The organism is Enterobacter cloacae complex sp. HYC080_NIDB, from assembly GCF_056673325.1.
Window position 1 is genome coordinate 3,025,997 of record NZ_CP114212.1, and the last position, 16,353, is coordinate 3,042,349.

Consider the following 16,353-nt stretch of genomic DNA (forward strand, 5'->3'; position numbering starts at 1 on the left):
CCTTCATATCATACAGAATGGACTATCGCGTCGCCCAGCCCTGTTTATGCAGATAATCGAGAATAAACGGGCGATTTTCTTTAATGATGGTGCGGCGAATGTGGTCGCTCCAGGTATCGCGGCGGTTATTGCTGTCACGCGTCAGATAGTAATTCGCCAGCTCTTCATCATAGTGATTCAGGACATCACGATCGACCGGCTGGTAGTGGTTCTCGTGCACCAGCATTGCCGCAGGAATACGCCGTTTCAGGTCCGGATTATCCGCCGGCCAGCCGAGGCAGAGGCCAAACAGCGGCAGTACATGTTTTGGCAGCTTCAGCAGTTCGGTGACGCTTTCAATGTTGTTACGCAACCCGCCGATATAGACCCCGCCTAGTCCCAACGATTCCGCCGCCGTAAAGGCGTTTTGCGCCATCAGCGCGGTATCCACGACGCCCAGCAGCAGCTGTTCGGCGAGCCCCAGTTGCGCTTCAGGGCAAATCTGCAGATGGCGGTTAAAGTCGGCACAAAATACCCAGAACTCGGCGGCCTGGGCCACATGCTTCTGCCCGCCGGTCAGCGTCACCAGCTGTTCACGCATCGCCGGGTCGGTAATGCGAATAATGGAGCTGCACTGCAGGAAACTGGAGCTGGAGGTCGCCCTTGCGCTGTTAATAATGGCGGTACGCTGCGCCTCGGTGATCGGCTCATCGGTGAAGTGGCGAATGGAACGGTGGGAAAGGAGCAGGTCAATCGTGGGTGTCATCTTCTCTCTCTTTGCTTGCTTAAAACGTATGGCAGCCAGTATAGGCAATGATCTGCGCGGTGTAATTGGCGAAACATAGCTCATAGGTATTATAACGACAGGCGAAACCTTCTTTAATGACGACAGGTTATGGGGCACTATACGTGTCATTCGCCGTCAGGCTTGTTTTTTGAGGAGAGAGAAATGTTTGCAGTAATTTTTGGTCGTCCAGGGTGCCCTTACTGTGTGCGCGCAAAAGAGCTGGCTGAGAAACTGACCGCAGAACGCGATGACTTCAATTTCCGCTATGTGGACATCCACGCGGAAGGCATCACCAAAGCCGATCTGGAAAAAACAGTCGGTAAGCCGGTTGAAACCGTCCCACAGATCTTCCTCGATCAGAAACACATCGGCGGTTGCACCGACTTTGAAGCCTACGCCAAAGAACATCTTGGCCTGTTTGCCGAGCAGTAATGAAAGGACGCCCTCACCCTGAGGGCGTTTTTATTTGTGGTGCCGTCGGTGCTGAATCAGGCTGCGCACAAATAAGTAGCAGAGCGCGCCAAGGGCACACCAGAATATGGCACTTAGCAACCACGCCAGCTCCTGCCAGAAACTCCGCGTTGAAACATACAGCAGGCGCATTAGCAGCAGACATAATGGCGCTGCAAGTATCGCCCCCAGTAACGGTTTCACCACTTCCCCTTTACGGGAGAGAAAACTGGCGGCGGCTCCCGGTAGCGTGAAGAAGAGCAACCCCAGCTCCGGATGCCCGGACGCCCTGAATGCGCCCTTCACATTAAATGCGAGCGACATGCATACGACCGTGAACAGCAAAAAGCAGCTGATCACCCCCGCCCAGTTTCGTTTCATATTCAAACAATCCTCCTGACTTATCTCTATCAAATACACTTTCGTCGGGTAGACGCCCAGTCAGATAAAGCAATGCGGCAATCCTTGCCAAAGTACGCACAGGGTGATGCGATAATCAGTAGCTGTCAGTAGCTAATGCGATTAAACTACACGCCAGCTAATGTTTTAGGGAATAAAGCAGGAAACAGGGAGCGTTAACGCCTTTCCCTGACCCAGAAAACAGTAGCCCAAAAAGTCCTTTCATTCAACAACTTACTGGTAAACAAGAAGTTAGCCTCCGTGAATATAAACGTCGCAGACTTGTTAAATGGGAATTACATCCTGTTATTATTTGTGGTACTGGCGCTGGGTCTTTGCCTGGGTAAATTGCGCCTGGGATCGGTTCAACTTGGTAATTCCATTGGTGTTTTAGTCGTCTCCTTATTATTAGGCCAGCAGCACTTCAGCATTAACACGGACGCGCTCAACTTAGGTTTTATGTTGTTTATTTTTTGTGTTGGCGTGGAAGCAGGACCGAACTTTTTTTCGATTTTCTTCCGCGACGGCAAAAATTATCTGATGCTGGCGCTGGTGATGGTCGGCAGCGCACTGCTGATCGCCTTAGGACTGGGTAAGCTGTTTGGCTGGGATATCGGGTTAACGGCCGGTATGCTGGCAGGCTCCATGACCTCTACGCCAGTGCTGGTGGGTGCAGGCGATACCCTGCGCCATTCGGGCATGGCTGGCGCACAGCTTTCGACCGCGCTCGACCACCTGAGCCTGGGCTATGCCCTGACCTATCTGATTGGTCTGGTGAGCCTGATTGTCGGCGCGCGCTATCTGCCAAAACTGCAGCATCAGGATCTGCAGACCAGTGCCCAGCAAATCGCCCGTGAGCGCGGGCTTGATACCGACAGCAAACGTAAAGTCTACCTCCCGGTGATCCGCGCCTACCGCGTCGGACCTGAGCTGGTGGCATGGGCAGATGGGAAAAATCTTCGCGAGCTGGGGATTTACCGCCAGACCGGGTGCTACATCGAACGTATCCGCCGTAACGGCATTCTGGCGAACCCGGACGGTGACGCGGTGCTGCAGATGGGCGACGACATCGCGCTGGTGGGTTACCCGGACGCGCACGCCCGTCTCGACCCAAGCTTCCGAAACGGCAAAGAGGTGTTCGACCGCGATCTGCTCGACATGCGCATCGTCACCGAAGAGATCGTGGTGAAAAACCATAACGCCGTTGGCCGTCGTCTGGCGCAGCTCAAGCTGACCGACCACGGCTGCTTCCTTAACCGAGTAATCCGCAGCCAGATTGAGATGCCCATCGACGACAACGTCGTGCTCAACAAAGGCGACGTTTTGCAGGTCAGCGGCGACGCGCGACGCGTAAAAACCGTTGCCGACCGCATCGGCTTTATCTCCATTCACAGCCAGGTCACTGACCTGCTGGCTTTCTGCGCCTTCTTTATTGTGGGCCTGATGATCGGGATGATCACCTTCCAGTTCAGCAACTTCAGTTTCGGAATCGGTAACGCCGCCGGTCTGCTGTTTGCCGGGATCATGCTGGGCTTCCTGCGAGCGAACCATCCGACGTTCGGTTACATTCCGCAGGGCGCATTGAACATGGTGAAAGAGTTCGGTCTGATGGTGTTTATGGCGGGTGTCGGCTTAAGCGCCGGCAGCGGCATTGGACACAGCCTGGGTGCCGTGGGCTGGCAGATGCTGGTTTCCGGCCTTATCGTCAGCCTGGTGCCGGTGGTGATCTGCTTCCTGTTTGGTGCCTACGTGCTGCGCATGAACCGCGCCCTGCTCTTCGGAGCAATGATGGGGGCGCGTACCTGTGCGCCGGCCATGGAAATTATCAGCGACACCGCGCGCAGCAACATCCCGGCGCTGGGCTATGCAGGCACCTACGCTATCGCCAACGTACTGCTGACGCTGGCAGGTACGCTGATCATCATCATCTGGCCAGGACTCGGATAACTCTGAAGTTTGCGCGTAATGAAAAAATTTTTGTTACGCGCAGAACTTTTTTATCAGGGGGCAGTCATAACTAGTGCCACTGCTTTTCTTTGATGTCCCCAATTTGTGGAGCCCATCAACCCCGCCGTTTTGGTTCAAGGTTGATGGGTTTTTTGTTGCCTTAAATAAACCCCAACAAAGAATAACCAAAGCCCGTTATCCAGCTTTTCTAAACGTGGGCATACGTAATGCCAGGCTTAACGAGCGATGTCTAAGCGTTTCCCTCACCCGCAATCCTCCCCACCATCGCCCGAATCTCGTCCCGGGTTAACGGCGCCCGGTCGGTCACATAGTGCAGCGTCATCCCTTCGATAAACGCATCCAGCGCGCGGGTGGTAACCGGATCGAACCACTGCTCCAGCGTAGTCTGGCTCATCTTCATCCAGTCCTGCATCACCGTTTTGAGCGCCGCGCTGCGGTGCATAAAGGCGTAAAGCTGGTACATCAGCGCCATGTTGTGCGGCGTCGTCACCTGCGAACTGTGGATCAGGGTGGTGATGGACTCGCACGCCATTTCAGGGCCGGTGACGCCCGCAAAGAAATCCCGATACTGCTGCGACATCTGTTGCGTAAACCATGTGAACGCTTCCTCCAGCAGTGGCTCCATACCGTCGAAATAGTAGGTCATCGACCCCAGCGGCACGCCCGCACAGGCGGCGATTTTACGGTGCGTGACGGCGTGAATACCGTGCTCGGCAATGGTATCGAGTGTTGCCTGCAGGATCTTCTCCCGGCGATGCGGATCGTTCGGTGGTCTGCTCATAAATTCCTCACGTGGTTTGTGTACAAATGTACACAAACTTGCTAGTGTTGTCGCTATTGTTGTACTTCTGGTGCTACCCCAATGACGTTGACCTCTCCCCGTAAAACCCTGCAGCTCCGCATGTGGGCGCTGTTTATGTTCTTCTTTATTCCCGGTCTGCTGATGGCCTCCTGGGCCACGCGCACGCCCGCCATTCGCGATATTTTGTCTGTCTCTACGGCTGAGATGGGCATCGTGCTGTTCGGCCTGTCGATCGGTTCCATGAGCGGCATTCTCTGTTCCGCATGGCTGGTGAAGCGCTTTGGTACGCGAGCTGTGATCCGCACCACCATGTGCTGCGCGGTGTTCGGGATGGTGGTATTGAGCATCGCGCTGTGGTTTGCCTCGCCGGTGTTGTTCGCGCTGGGGCTGACGGTATTTGGCGGCAGCTTCGGTTCTGCGGAGGTAGCCATCAACGTTGAAGGGGCGGCGGTCGAACGTGAGATGAACAAAACCGTGCTGCCCATGATGCATGGCTTCTATAGCCTCGGTACGCTGGCCGGTGCGGGCGTGGGAATGGCGCTGACGGCCACGGGTGTGACCGCCAATCTGCATATCCTGCTGGCGGCGCTGGTGTGCATCATTCCGATCCTCACCGGCATCCGGGCCATCCCGGACGGCACCGGTAAAAACTCCGCTGACGAACGCTCGTCAGCCGAAAAAGGACTCCCCTTCTACCGCGATTTCCAGCTGATGCTGATCGGCGTGGTGGTACTGGCGATGGCGTTTGCAGAAGGCTCCGCCAACGACTGGCTGCCGCTGCTGATGGTGGACGGTCACGGCTTTAGCCCGACCTCCGGCTCGCTGATTTACGCCGGGTTTACGCTGGGGATGACCGTCGGGCGCTTCACCGGCGGCTGGTTTATCGACCGCTACAGCCGCGTGGCGGTGGTGCGCGCCAGCGCCCTGCTGGGCGGCCTGGGGATTGCGATGATTATCTTTGTGGACGTGGACTGGATTGCCGGCGTCTCGGTGATCCTCTGGGGACTGGGGGCGTCACTCGGCTTCCCGCTGACCATTTCCGCCGCCAGCGACACCGGGCCGGATGCCCCGACGCGCGTCAGCGTGGTGGCGACAACGGGCTACCTCGCCTTCCTGGTGGGGCCGCCGCTGCTCGGCTTCCTGGGTGAACACTACGGGCTGCGCAGCGCCATGCTGGTGGTGTTAGGGTTGGTGATCATCGCCGCGCTGGTGGCGCGCGCGGTGGCAAAGCCGGAAACGAAACAAACGACACTGGAGAAGGGATATGAGCGTTAAACTGATCGCCGTCGACATGGATGGCACATTCCTGAGCGATGCCAAGACCTATAACCGCCCGCGCTTTCTGGCGCAGTACGCCCGCATGAAGGCGCAAGGCATTCGCTTCGTGGTCGCCAGCGGCAACCAGTACTACCAGCTGATCTCCTTTTTCCCGGAGATTGCGCATGAAATTGCGTTCGTCGCTGAGAACGGCGGCTGGGTCGTGAGCGCCGGAGAGGATGTCTTTAACGGTGAATTGTCGAAAGCCCATTTCGAGACCGTCGCGAATGTATTAAACGACGTTCCGGGCATTGAGATTATCGCCTGCGGAAAAAACAGCGCCTATACGCTGAAATGCTATGACGATAACTTTAAGGATATCGCCGCGAAGTACTATCACCGGCTCGAAATGGTGAGTGATTTCGACAACCTGAACGACATTTTCTTCAAGTTTGGGCTGAACGTGTCAGACCATGAAATTCCGCGCATCCAGGCGATGCTGCATGAAAAGCTTAACGACATTATGGTGCCCGTGACAACCGGCCACGGCAGTATCGACCTGATTATCCCCGGCGTGCACAAAGCCAACGGTCTGCGGATCCTGCAACAGCGCTGGGGCATAGAGGACAGTGAAGTGGTTGCCTTCGGTGACAGCGGCAACGACGTGGAGATGTTGCGTCAGTCCGGGTTCAGCTTCGCGATGGCGAATGCCAGACCGCATATTAAAGCAGTGGCGCGGTTTGAAGCGCCGCATAATAACGAGGAAGGTGTGCTGGATGTGATTGAGAAGGTGTTGAACGGGGAGGCACCGTTTAATTGATATCGTGCGGTCTGGTGCCTTCACCCTAACCCTCTCCCTGTGGGAGAGGGAATAAACAGATTACGGTTGCAGGGCGTTGCCGACGCGTTTGTCCTTCAGGAACACCATCATCAGGCCAACCCACAGCACGCCGTTGGCGAGGTTAAACAGACTGAACAGACCGTTGCCACCCATCGCGTAAGCGTGCTTGCTCACCTCGATACCGACGGTAAAAATCAGCATCTGCAGCATACCCATCGCCGCGGACACCGTGCCTTTACTCATCTCGCTGGCAAACAGCGTCAGGCGCACCAGCCCGGCGTTCGCCACGCCAATCCCGAATGCATAAAGGCTGAGCCCCGCCGTCATCCACAGATAAGCGTGGGATGACGCAACGGTCGCCACCGCGGCAAGAATCAGCCCTGCTGCAATCGGCCAGCCACCCATAATAATCAGTGAACGCACGGTGCGGCGTGACGTCAGACGTGCCAGCACCAGGTTACCGATAATCAGCGCGCCAAAAATCGGCACCTGCAGCAGACCGTACTCGTAGCTGCTGAGCTTTTCACCGCTGATGATAATGACCGGAGACTGCGCAATCCACGCCAGCAGCGGCAGGCTCACAAACCCGGTCGCCAGCGCCCCCGCCAGAAAGCGGCCATTCTTCAGCACTTCTTTGTAATCCCGGCCCAGCTCCTTGAGCGAGAGTTTTTCACCCAGACGGGTCGCCGTTTCCGGCATTGCGCGGTGCAGGCCAAAGAACGCGATAGCAGCGAGAACCGCAAAGAGGATAAACATCCCTTCCCAGGGCGCAACATGTACCCACGCGGCGCCCACCAGCGGCCCGAGTAAAGGGGCAATCAGCGCCACGTTTGCCATGAGCGCGGTAATTTTGATACACACCGCCTCTTCAAACGACTCCTGAATGGCGGCATACCCTACGGCACCGATAAAGCACAGGCTCACCCCCTGCAGGAAACGCAGCAGGGTAAATTGCTCAATGTTTTGCGCCAGCAGCGTAGCGAGACAGGTGACGATAAACCACACCACGCCGGTCAGCATCACCGGACGGCGGCCAATACGATCCGACAGCGGCCCTAACAGCCACTGTAAAAACATGCCGCCAGCCAGATAGGCGGTCATGGAGGTCGGCACCCATTCAATTCCCGCGTTGTACTGCTCCACAACGGCCAGCATGCCGGGCTGGATCATATCGTTGCCGATATAGGTGGAGAATTCGTAGAGCACCAGACACAGGGGGAAAAGCAACGCCTGACGACCCAGACGTGAACCAGAAGAAGAACGGTTTAACATGCAATCTCTTTAAAATGACAAAATCGCGACGAGTGTAATGAAATGCCGCAGCCCGAGATAGTGATTTATCGAGGATAAACAGAAATAAAGCACATATCGTCTTCGTTTAAGGTTTCCTTAAGTTGACAGATTTATGATAGCCCGATTACTCGTCAACGATCCCAAATTATGGCACTCACTTCCAGCCGTTCAGAATTGTCTAACTTACAGACAAATAAGACAAAACGACTTTACCGCTTACCCTCCCGCTTTTATGGTTATCAGCTTTTCGTGCTGTTAGTCCTTGCCGTGGTGTTTACGTGGCTTTCGCGCGATGAAGCGCTCGACAGATGGATCACCGGTTTTTGGTATGACGCGGCGAAGCAGAGCTTCCCGCTGCAGAAAGACCACCTGCTGGATTTGCTCAACCATCGTCTGGCGAAGTACATCGCCATCGCCTTAGGTGCCGTGGCGCTGCTTTACGGCGCTTACAAACGTAACGCCAGGCTGGTTACGGCGGCGCTGCTGATGGGGCTTGGCGCGCTGGTAGTGGGCGTACTGAAAAGCATTAGCCACCACAGCTGCCCGTGGGATCTGGTGGAGTATGGCGGGAAGGCGATGTCTTACCCACTGTTTAGCGCCGTCCCGACAGACAGCGGGCCGGGGCGCTGTTTCCCCGGCGGCCATGCCTCCAGCGGTTTTATGGTGATGGGGCTGTTTTTTGCCTTCTGGCGCGAGCGTCCACGTCTCGCCTGGAGCTTTGTTGCCCTCGGCGTGCTGCTGGGTCTGGCGATGGGCTTCGGTCAGGTGATGCGCGGGGCACATTTTTTCTCTCACAACCTGTGGGCCGGGTGGTGGGTTTGGTTTTCCCAGGTGGCCGTCTACGGGCTGGTTTCCACCCGGTTTGCAAAAGAGTAATAACGCTATGCTAGAGAATCTGAATTATCAGCTGTTTTATCTGATCAACGCCACACCGGCCTCGCCAGAGTGGATGATTGATTTCGCCACCTTCCTGGCAAAAGATCTGATTAGTATCGTGCCTGTGCTGGCCGCTGTCCTCTGGCTCTGGGGCCCTCGCAGCCAGGTGAAGGCACAGCGCCAGCTGGTGATCAAAGTCGCGATGGCGCTCGGGGTCAGCGTACTGGTTAGTTATATTCTCGGCCATGCGTTCCCGCACGATCGTCCTTTTGTCGACCATGTCGGTTATACCTTCCTGCACCACGCGCCGGATGACTCCTTCCCGAGCGATCACGGTACGGTTATCTTCACCTTCGCGCTGGCTTTCCTGTTCTGGCATCGCCTGTGGTCTGGTGCGGTGCTGATGGTGGCAGCCGCGGCGATTGCCTGGTCCCGCGTGTATCTTGGCGTCCACTGGCCGCTGGATATGGTCGGCGGTTTCCTGGTAGGACTGATTGGCTGCGTGAGCGCGGCAATCCTGTGGTATCTCTTCGGTGAAGCGCTCTACCGGGGGCTCTCTTCCCTTTATCGCGCCATTTTTGCCCTCCCGATCCGCAAAGGCTGGATACGTGACTAACCCCAACCGGACAGGTTACACTGAGCCCCCGCCCTGCGGGGGCTCATTTTTTTTATCCTGAGGAACTATGGAAACACGACGCGATGACCGCATAGCTCAGCTGCTTCAGGCGCTGAAGCGTAGTGATAAGCTGCATCTTAAGGAAGCCGCCAACCTCCTCGGCGTCTCAGAGATGACCATTCGTCGTGATCTGAACAGCGACAGCGCTCCCGTGGTGCTGCTGGGCGGGTACATTGTGCTTGAGCCGCGTAGCGCCAGCCATTATCTGATAAGCGATCAGAAAACGCGTCTGGTGGAAGAGAAACGCAAAGCCGCGCGCCTGGCCGCCACGCTGGTACAGCCGCACCAGACGCTGTTTTTTGACTGCGGCACCACCACGCCGTGGATTATCGAAGCCATCGACAGCAGTATTCCCTTTACCGCCGTGTGTTACTCCCTGAACACCTTTCTGGCGCTGCAGGAGAAACCCGAGTGCCGGGTGATCCTCTGCGGAGGTGAGTTTCACGCCAGCAACGCTATCTTTAAGCCGCTCAACCTGCAGGACACGCTCAGCAACTTATGTCCGGACATCGCGTTCTATTCCGCCGCGGGCGTGAATGTGCGTCAGGGGGCGACCTGCTTTAACCTGGAGGAGCTGCCGGTAAAGCACTGGGCATTAAGCGCCGCGCAATACCATGTGCTGGTGGTCGATCACAGTAAGTTTGGTAAGGTGCGGTCGGCAAGAATGGGCGAGCTGGCGCAGTTTGACGCCATCGTCAGCGATTGCCGCCCGGATGAGGAAATTGTGGCCCATGCGAAGGCGCAGCAGGTGAAGTTGATGTATTGAGAGGGGTGCGGTCTGATGCCCTCACCCCGCCCCTCTCCCACAGGGAGAGGGAGAAAAGTATGATGGATTAGCTGAACCAGCTGCCAAACCAGCTGTGGAATTTCATCAATACGAAATCCCACATCCGGCTGAAGAAGCCACCCTCTTCTACCGCTTCCATCACGATCAGCGGACGCTGTTCAATTGACTTCCCGTTTAACTGGAAATCAATCGTCCCGACCACCTGGCCTTTTTTCAACGGCGCGGTGAGCTGCGGGTCGGTCAGGGTAAAGCTGGCCTTCAGGTTTTTCAGCTGACCGCGTGGAATGGTCACGGAACCGGCTTCCCCCGCCCCGAGATTCACTTCACTCTTATCCCCAAACCAGACGCGCTGGCTGACGAACGTGGCATCCGGTTTAATCGGCGTCACGGTTTCATAGAAACGGAAGCCCCAGGTCAGCAGTTTTTCTGATTCGTTAAACCGGATGCGGTCGGTTTTGGTGCCCAGCACAACCGAGATCAAACGCATGTCGCCCTGCGTCGCAGAGGCCACCAGGTTATAGCCCGCGCCCGCCGTGGTGCCGGTCTTCATGCCGTCCACGTTAACGTTGCTGCTCCACAGGAGACGGTTACGGTTCGGCTGGCGAATTTTGTTGAAGGTAAACTCTTTCTCTTTGTGGATCGCGTATTCATCCGGTACGTCGTGGATCAGCGCTTTCCCCAACAGCGCCATGTCGCGCGCGGTACTGAACTGTCCCGGCGCATCCAGGCCGTGAACCGTTTTGAATGTCGTGTTGGTTAAGCCGAGTTTCTGCGCATAGCCATTCATCAAACCAATGAAAGAATCCTGACTGCCGGCCACATAATCGGCCAGCGCGATACACGCGTCATTTCCCGACTGAATAATTACCCCTTTATTCAGATCGGAAACGGACACCTGATCCCCTGGCTTCAGGAACATCACCGATGACCCGCGCAGCGCGGGGTTGCCGGTCGCCCAGGCGTCCTTTCCGATGGTGACCATATCGTCCAGCTTGATCTTACCGGCTTTCAAGGCCTGGCCGACCACATAGCTGGTCATGATTTTGGTCAGGCTGGCCGGATCGAGTTTCTCATCGGCATTGCCTTCCGCCAGCACTTTCCCGCTGGCATAGTCCATCAGGATCCAGGCGCGCGCATCCACCGGTGGCGCTTCGGGCGCAGCCTGTTCTGCTGCGTAGAGAGTTGGTGCAAACAGGAAAAGGAGCGCAGAGCCTGCCGCCAGGCTGCGCAGAGAAGTCATTTTTCGCGTCATAAATGCCACCCGAGTGTCCATTCAAAAATTACGTCACATCACCGTGTCGCAAGAAGCGATGAGTAATAGCGCACTAAAACGGTGAAAGAAACCCAGCGAGGGTAAAGTTATTAAAGTTTATGCAATAACATTCATTTACGCTTTGATTCAGGCGATTTTTTTGTCTTCTGTTGCGTAATTGTTAGGTTTATCTCACCATGGCGAAAAAGGTGACCCGGATTCACAACTCATCAGGAGTAAATATGATTACGCTGTGGGGCAGGAACAATTCGACCAACGTGAAGAAAGTGCTCTGGACGCTGGAAGAGCTGGATTTACCGTTTAATCAAATCATGGCTGGCATGGCATACGGGGTAAACAGAGAGGCCGACTATCTGGCGATGAACCCGAACGGCCTGGTGCCGCTGCTGCGCGATGACGAAACAGACGCAACGCTTTGGGAATCTAACACCATTGTGCGCTACCTCGCCGCCCAGTACGGTCTTGGCCGTCTGTGGGTTGAAAACCCGGCGCAGCGCGCCCAGGGTGAAAAGTGGATGGACTGGGCAAACCAGACGTTCTCTCCTGTTCACCGGGTGATCCTGATGGGGCTGGTGAGAACCCCCGAGGCCGAGCGCGACTATCCCGCTATTCATGCCGCTCAGGATGCCTGTGAAAACCTGTTTGCCATGATGGATGACGAACTGGCGAAGCACGCCTGGTTCTCCGGCGAGACGTTCGGCGTGGGGGATATTGCCGTGGCGCCGTTTGTCTGGAACCTGACCAATATGGGGCTGAACTGGACGCCGCGCCCTCACCTTGAACGCTGGCTCAAGCAACTGAGCGAGCGTCCGGCGTACCGTAACGTCGTGATGACCCCGGTCACCTGATTACGCACCGGACGGGCTGACTTTTAGCAGTTGCCCGTCCGTTTCATCGGTGAGCACATACAGATACCCGTCCGGCCCCACCCGCACATCGCGAATACGTTGATCCCGATCGCCCAGGATGCGCCCGTCCTCCGTGACCTTGTTGCCCTCCACGCTCAGGACGATAACGTCTTTCTCCTTTAGCGCCCCAATAAACAGTTTGTTTTTCCACTGCGGAAAAACGTCGCTGTTGTAGAACGCCATGCCGCTGACCGCGGGCGAGACTTTCCAGACAAACAGCGGCTTCTCGGTTCCCTCGACGTGTTCACCTTTGGCTTCGGGGATTTTCAGGCCACTGTAATTAATGCCGTGTGTCGCCAGCGGCCAGCCGTAATTTTTGCCTTTCTCCGGGATGTTGATTTCATCCCCGCCGCGCGGGCCATGTTCGTTCAGCCAGAGCGTGTCGCTCCACGGATTCATCGCCATTCCCTGCGGGTTGCGAATGCCATAAGACCAGATTTCCGGCCGTGCGCCGGCGGTGTTCACAAAGGGGTTATCCGCAGGGACTTTACCGTCCTCGGTCAGGCGCACCACTTTCCCCTGCAGCTTGTCCAGGTCCTGCGCCGTCGGGCGCTGGTTGTTCTCGCCGAGTCCGATAAAGAGGTAGCCTTTGCCGTCAAACACCAGCCGTCCGCCAAAATGGTTACCGGTAGAGAGTTTCGGCATCTGGCGGAACACGACCTGGAATGCCTCGATGCGGGAAAGATCGTCGCTTAAGCGGCCATAACCCACCGTCGTTCCGGCTTTGCCGTCATGCCCTGCTTCGGCGTAACTCAGCCAGACGCGGCGCGACGTTGCAAAATCCGGCGCCAGCACCACGTCCAGCAGTCCTCCCTGACCGTTCGCCCAGACCTTCGGAACGCCAACAATGGGATCGGAAAGCCCTTTTCCGGCCTGCCAGTGTTTGAGCTGCCCGCCCTTGAGTGTGACCAGAAGCCCTTTATTGTCCGGCAGGAACGCCATCGACCAGGGGTGATCGAGTCGGTTTTGCAGCACCTCGACCTTCACCGCCTCTGGCGCCGCAAGAAGTGAAAAGGAAAAGCACAACGCAGGAAGGAAAATCAACGAGGACCGTGGCATGACGCGCTCCTTTTTCGGCATATGGCATAAAGATTAGCCAGTACCTCCGGGCGCGTTACCACTTTTACAAAAGCTTAATCAGAAGGGGGAGTTGCCTCCCCCGGGCTCAGTGTTGTTCAAGCTTCTCATGCTCGGACAGACACATGATGCATAGAGAGAGCGTTGTCAGGCAGTTTTCAAGCTTCTCCGCGTTTACAGCGATAAAATTCGGGCAGTCGTGGCGTCCGTTCATCAAACATACCCCAGCAATGGAGAGCACCTCAGCGGCACGACGCAGCGCCATTAACTCGCATTCATCGTATTCCGCCCTCAGGATCGGTGCTTTTTCACGCATGAAATTGCAAAGTTCAAACAGATTATCACGCAGATGTTCGCTTTCGCTGACTGACATATAGCCTTTGGCCTTCCTGAGCTGCAGATAAGCGGCCAGGTCGATTCGGGCGTTGATCAGCTTGTTAAGCAGATCGCGTTTCAGTCTGTCAACGGATATGCTATTTCCTCCTCTGTCAGCCATGTTGCACAGTCAGAATAAGTTCATTTTTTGTACAGTTTAATGCCTGAGATCAATTATTCTTAACTGATTAACATTATTTACAATGTTACAACCTCTGCCCGACACATCCCGCTTGCAAAGAGTGTATAAATCCCACGCGATACGCTGTAAAATCCCGCCCTGATAACTCCATAATTGATGAATTTTTAACCTATGAGCAATGTTACGCACCCGCCGAAAATCGGCTTCGTCTCCCTCGGCTGCCTAAAGGGCGAAAATAATACGTTGCTGCCTTGGCTCTAAATCCCGGTAGTTCTGACCCTGACGCAAAAACGCCGGGATAAAAACCCGGCGCTTTTAATCAACATTTAATGCTTAGTGTCAAAGGCTCATTTCTCAAGAAAGCCCGGTTTAACATTGGCTTTGCGTCATCCTTAGACCTCTTGAACAACTCCTTTAGGACTATCTTCGCGGTCATCTCGGGGATAAAAAATGATGTCAGAGCCGTCAGGATGTTGGGTCAGGCGCTTAAACTCCAGTATGTTTTTGATATCTTCACATTTTGAAGTATCCGCAACATTTTAGACTGAACGAACAAACTCCAAGAATTCACTTTCTGTGTAGCCACGAAATGACCGCTTCAAGATATTTCTCCGCCAGCGATTTGCACGATAACGTCTTTAGAATAGAATTTTTCGCCGAGTAAATTTTCTAAATCCAATGCCTGTTTTTGGCTAACATTGAACCCTGCGATGCCTTTGACAAATGCCTCTTCGTCATCCGACCCCCACCCCATAATAGCAGCAACTCCTTTCAGTTTGCTCTTAGGGATCTCAACCTCTAAAACCAATTCTTCGCTTTGTTTATCAAAGACTTCCACAGAATAGATTACCATCACTTTTCTACCTTTCTGGTTGGATCTGCTGGCTTGGTTTGCTCACCTGTTATGTGATTGAACTCTCCTAAATGGTTGCGGCCCGAACGGTCATAAACTTCGACTGTGCCATGTTGAGAATCCCATTCATAAATTTTACCTTTGGCATCTTTCCATCTTGCCCGAAGTTGTCCGCCACCTTGAATAGCTGTCTTACGTGGTGCTCTTTTCGCATCAGGGAATGCTGGTAATGGTGGGGTCCCTTTTGGTGCAGTGTGGTATTTGTGATCCGCATTCAGATAGACATAAATCGGATCAAAGGTCCCTGCTGGATGCACCAGAATATAATCCCGGAATGAACGTTCTCCCGGTGCTGGGGTAACTGTTGACCACGGGCTGTTGATTTCACTTTCCGGGTAAACCAGTACATTCGGAGGAATATAGACGTTGTCCTGGCTGCCGGTATTGGTCGGGGAAGAATATCCCGGATCGTCAGGAGTCCAAACGACTATCGGCTTATCTGCGCCATCCTCCCAGAACTCATAGTTCCCGGTGGTGGTGTTCTTATGAAGCATGCGCACTGGCACTCGGTCCTGTCCGCCTCCGGCGCTTACATGGAAGCCTTTCGGCCTCATAATGCCGAACTGGTCAGCCTCCCAGCGAAAGCGAACACGGGTCGGAACATCTTCTTTATTCCGTGCGGCCTGCTCAAGGCGCATTTTATTAATGTAGTCCTGTTCGCCACTGTTGAGCTTTGGCGAGTAGAACATGCCAAACAGAAAAACGGTTGGAGGACTCGGGGCTATCCAGCGACCAGCCGTCGAAAGATTTCCTCCAATTTTCTGCACTGCTGCGTATCCGGCCTCAATTGCTGCATCAGTGGCGATCCCTGCTGTAGTCGCGGCCCTTGCTGTTGCCATACCTGCAGTCGCAGACGCTTTGGGGGCATCCGAGGAACTGAAAAGGCGCTTATACCACGCGCGGTTATCTTCTGGTGGTGGAGTCGGTTCGGCTGGTTTGAGTTTCTTTGCAGCCTGCGCGTGTTGGACGGGTTCCGATTCTGTTTGTTCCGGTTGAGGACTCGCCCGGAAATAGCCTGCATAACCGAAATTATCAACGGATTCCTGATCTGTTCCTGCGTCGGTACAACCTTCGCCTCGCTGACGAGATTTAGCGTAAACAGGAGTAATCGTGGAAACAGAAGACTTAGCTAGTTCCTGCAAGACACTGGTTAAGCCTGAATGGACGTTTGAAGCAGATTGGGACCCTGCTCCACCAGTGAAAAAGTTGGAAGAGGCAAATACATAATTATCAGGACACTTGCATAGAACCTTATCGCAGTGCGCAACATGACATTTTGCGCCAGGATTCAGCCAGCCACTTGCACTCCCCTGTATCGGAAAACTCCCTTTGCATTGGTTGCAAAATGCTTTATCCCCATCCAGTACCAGATGGTCTACACCATCAATACACCCAGATGTTGCTGACACTATCTTCCCGTATGAAGTCTTATCCCCCATTTTGGCCAGCCGTTTTGTCATAAGTCACTCTACTTATTATAAAAAACACTCCTCTCGGTCATTTTACAAGCAATAACCATACGTTCAACAAGTATTTGTTCTAAGCAAAAC

18 protein-coding genes are annotated in these 16,353 nt (G+C 54.9%); 8 read left to right on the plus strand and 10 right to left on the minus strand.

The features are described 5' to 3' along the window. Window positions 1-22: 22 nt before the first annotated feature. Entirely contained in the window at window positions 23-745 is a 723-nt protein-coding gene (gene nfsA, locus O1723_RS14395) for an oxygen-insensitive NADPH nitroreductase (RefSeq protein WP_248190771.1), read from the minus strand. Window positions 746-928: 183 nt separating this feature from the next. On the opposite strand from nfsA, the gene O1723_RS14400 reads away from it, so the two are divergent. Continuing rightward, a complete protein-coding gene (locus tag O1723_RS14400) occupies window positions 929-1,198 on the plus strand; it encodes a GrxA family glutaredoxin (protein ID WP_014883149.1) in 270 nt (89 codons plus the stop codon). A 30-nt stretch (window positions 1,199-1,228) separates the two neighbouring features. On the opposite strand, the gene O1723_RS14405 is transcribed toward O1723_RS14400, so the two are convergent. Then, window positions 1,229-1,597: an inner membrane protein YbjM gene (locus O1723_RS14405; protein WP_014883148.1), complete on the minus strand. Its 369-nt coding sequence runs from the start codon at window positions 1,595-1,597 to the stop codon at window positions 1,229-1,231. Between the two features lie 279 nt (window positions 1,598-1,876). Between O1723_RS14405 and O1723_RS14410 the strand changes: the two genes are divergently transcribed. Further along, the gene (locus O1723_RS14410; RefSeq protein WP_014169303.1) at window positions 1,877-3,562 is read left to right on the plus strand and encodes an aspartate:alanine antiporter; all 1,686 of its coding nucleotides are present in this window, start codon (window positions 1,877-1,879) and stop codon (window positions 3,560-3,562) included. Window positions 3,563-3,812: 250 nt separating this feature from the next. On the opposite strand, the gene O1723_RS14415 is transcribed toward O1723_RS14410, so the two are convergent. Continuing rightward, complete coding sequence (locus O1723_RS14415) at window positions 3,813-4,364, minus strand: TetR/AcrR family transcriptional regulator (RefSeq protein ID WP_014883147.1); 552 nt, start codon at window positions 4,362-4,364, stop codon at window positions 3,813-3,815. Window positions 4,365-4,445: 81 nt separating this feature from the next. Between O1723_RS14415 and O1723_RS14420 the strand changes: the two genes are divergently transcribed. After that, window positions 4,446-5,660, plus strand: coding sequence for an MFS transporter (locus tag O1723_RS14420; RefSeq protein WP_014883146.1), 1,215 nt, complete (start codon window positions 4,446-4,448; stop codon window positions 5,658-5,660). After that, window positions 5,650-6,462, plus strand: a complete 813-nt coding sequence (locus O1723_RS14425; RefSeq protein ID WP_014883145.1) for a Cof-type HAD-IIB family hydrolase — start codon at window positions 5,650-5,652, stop codon at window positions 6,460-6,462. Before O1723_RS14420 ends, O1723_RS14425 begins: the two co-directional genes overlap by 11 nt. Before the next feature lie 60 nt (window positions 6,463-6,522). Here O1723_RS14425 and O1723_RS14430 read toward each other — a convergent pair whose 3' ends face one another. Beyond that, window positions 6,523-7,755 carry an MFS transporter gene (locus O1723_RS14430; protein WP_014883144.1) on the minus strand — a complete coding sequence of 411 codons (1,233 nt, stop codon included), beginning with the start codon at window positions 7,753-7,755 and terminating at the stop codon, window positions 6,523-6,525. A 168-nt stretch (window positions 7,756-7,923) separates the two neighbouring features. On the opposite strand from O1723_RS14430, the gene O1723_RS14435 reads away from it, so the two are divergent. The 3 genes from O1723_RS14435 to deoR all read left to right on the plus strand — a co-directional run bounded on the left by O1723_RS14435 (window position 7,924) and on the right by deoR (window position 10,094). Further along, window positions 7,924-8,652, plus strand: a complete 729-nt coding sequence (locus O1723_RS14435) for a phosphatase PAP2 family protein (RefSeq protein WP_014883143.1) — start codon at window positions 7,924-7,926, stop codon at window positions 8,650-8,652. A gap of 7 nt (window positions 8,653-8,659) precedes the next feature. Further along, entirely contained in the window at window positions 8,660-9,268 is a 609-nt protein-coding gene (ybjG, locus tag O1723_RS14440) for an undecaprenyl-diphosphate phosphatase (RefSeq protein WP_023336980.1), read from the plus strand. 67 nt (window positions 9,269-9,335) lie between these two features. Beyond that, window positions 9,336-10,094 (plus strand): DNA-binding transcriptional repressor DeoR, encoded by a 759-nt coding sequence (gene deoR / locus O1723_RS14445; protein WP_014883141.1) that lies wholly within the window; start codon window positions 9,336-9,338, stop codon window positions 10,092-10,094. A 67-nt stretch (window positions 10,095-10,161) separates the two neighbouring features. Here deoR and dacC read toward each other — a convergent pair whose 3' ends face one another. Beyond that, window positions 10,162-11,367, minus strand: a complete 1,206-nt coding sequence (gene dacC, locus O1723_RS14450; protein ID WP_014883140.1) for a serine-type D-Ala-D-Ala carboxypeptidase — start codon at window positions 11,365-11,367, stop codon at window positions 10,162-10,164. A gap of 242 nt (window positions 11,368-11,609) precedes the next feature. Between dacC and O1723_RS14455 the strand changes: the two genes are divergently transcribed. Further along, the gene (locus tag O1723_RS14455; protein ID WP_023332495.1) at window positions 11,610-12,236 is read left to right on the plus strand and encodes a glutathione S-transferase family protein; all 627 of its coding nucleotides are present in this window, start codon (window positions 11,610-11,612) and stop codon (window positions 12,234-12,236) included. Here O1723_RS14455 and O1723_RS14460 read toward each other — a convergent pair whose 3' ends face one another. From O1723_RS14460 to O1723_RS14480, 5 genes are all read right to left on the minus strand, one after another. Beyond that, on the minus strand, window positions 12,237-13,355 hold the full coding sequence (locus O1723_RS14460; protein ID WP_023336979.1) for a PQQ-dependent sugar dehydrogenase: 1,119 nt from the start codon (window positions 13,353-13,355) through the stop codon (window positions 12,237-12,239). A gap of 106 nt (window positions 13,356-13,461) precedes the next feature. Next, on the minus strand, window positions 13,462-13,869 hold the full coding sequence (gene bssR, locus O1723_RS14465) for a biofilm formation regulator BssR (RefSeq protein ID WP_249427762.1): 408 nt from the start codon (window positions 13,867-13,869) through the stop codon (window positions 13,462-13,464). Between the two features lie 413 nt (window positions 13,870-14,282). Continuing rightward, entirely contained in the window at window positions 14,283-14,399 is a 117-nt protein-coding gene (locus O1723_RS14470) for a bacteriocin immunity protein (RefSeq protein WP_369796275.1), read from the minus strand. Window positions 14,400-14,488: 89 nt separating this feature from the next. Further along, window positions 14,489-14,743, minus strand: coding sequence for a DUF7683 domain-containing protein (locus O1723_RS14475; RefSeq protein WP_023336978.1), 255 nt, complete (start codon window positions 14,741-14,743; stop codon window positions 14,489-14,491). Continuing rightward, window positions 14,743-16,263: an S-type pyocin domain-containing protein gene (locus tag O1723_RS14480; protein WP_023338181.1), complete on the minus strand. Its 1,521-nt coding sequence runs from the start codon at window positions 16,261-16,263 to the stop codon at window positions 14,743-14,745. Before O1723_RS14480 ends, O1723_RS14475 begins: the two co-directional genes overlap by 1 nt. Window positions 16,264-16,353 lie beyond the last annotated feature (90 nt).

Excerpts from the sequence above, each read along its gene's own strand:
- bssR (WP_249427762.1), bottom strand. The coding sequence starts at position 13,869 with ATGGCTGACAGAGGAGGAAATAGCATATCCGTTGACAGACTGAAACGC.
- O1723_RS14455 (WP_023332495.1), top strand. The coding sequence starts at position 11,610 with ATGATTACGCTGTGGGGCAGGAACAATTCGACCAACGTGAAGAAAGTG.
- nfsA (WP_248190771.1), bottom strand. The coding sequence starts at position 745 with ATGACACCCACGATTGACCTGCTCCTTTCCCACCGTTCCATTCGCCAC.
- O1723_RS14400 (WP_014883149.1), top strand. The coding sequence starts at position 929 with ATGTTTGCAGTAATTTTTGGTCGTCCAGGGTGCCCTTACTGTGTGCGC.
- O1723_RS14480 (WP_023338181.1), bottom strand. The coding sequence starts at position 16,263 with ATGACAAAACGGCTGGCCAAAATGGGGGATAAGACTTCATACGGGAAG.
- O1723_RS14415 (WP_014883147.1), bottom strand. The coding sequence starts at position 4,364 with ATGAGCAGACCACCGAACGATCCGCATCGCCGGGAGAAGATCCTGCAG.
- O1723_RS14425 (WP_014883145.1), top strand. The coding sequence starts at position 5,650 with ATGAGCGTTAAACTGATCGCCGTCGACATGGATGGCACATTCCTGAGC.
- O1723_RS14420 (WP_014883146.1), top strand. The coding sequence starts at position 4,446 with ATGACGTTGACCTCTCCCCGTAAAACCCTGCAGCTCCGCATGTGGGCG.
- O1723_RS14430 (WP_014883144.1), bottom strand. The coding sequence starts at position 7,755 with ATGTTAAACCGTTCTTCTTCTGGTTCACGTCTGGGTCGTCAGGCGTTG.
- ybjG (WP_023336980.1), top strand. The coding sequence starts at position 8,660 with ATGCTAGAGAATCTGAATTATCAGCTGTTTTATCTGATCAACGCCACA.
- O1723_RS14405 (WP_014883148.1), bottom strand. The coding sequence starts at position 1,597 with ATGAAACGAAACTGGGCGGGGGTGATCAGCTGCTTTTTGCTGTTCACG.
- dacC (WP_014883140.1), bottom strand. The coding sequence starts at position 11,367 with ATGACGCGAAAAATGACTTCTCTGCGCAGCCTGGCGGCAGGCTCTGCG.
- O1723_RS14475 (WP_023336978.1), bottom strand. The coding sequence starts at position 14,743 with ATGGTAATCTATTCTGTGGAAGTCTTTGATAAACAAAGCGAAGAATTG.
- O1723_RS14435 (WP_014883143.1), top strand. The coding sequence starts at position 7,924 with ATGGCACTCACTTCCAGCCGTTCAGAATTGTCTAACTTACAGACAAAT.
- O1723_RS14460 (WP_023336979.1), bottom strand. The coding sequence starts at position 13,355 with ATGCCACGGTCCTCGTTGATTTTCCTTCCTGCGTTGTGCTTTTCCTTT.
- deoR (WP_014883141.1), top strand. The coding sequence starts at position 9,336 with ATGGAAACACGACGCGATGACCGCATAGCTCAGCTGCTTCAGGCGCTG.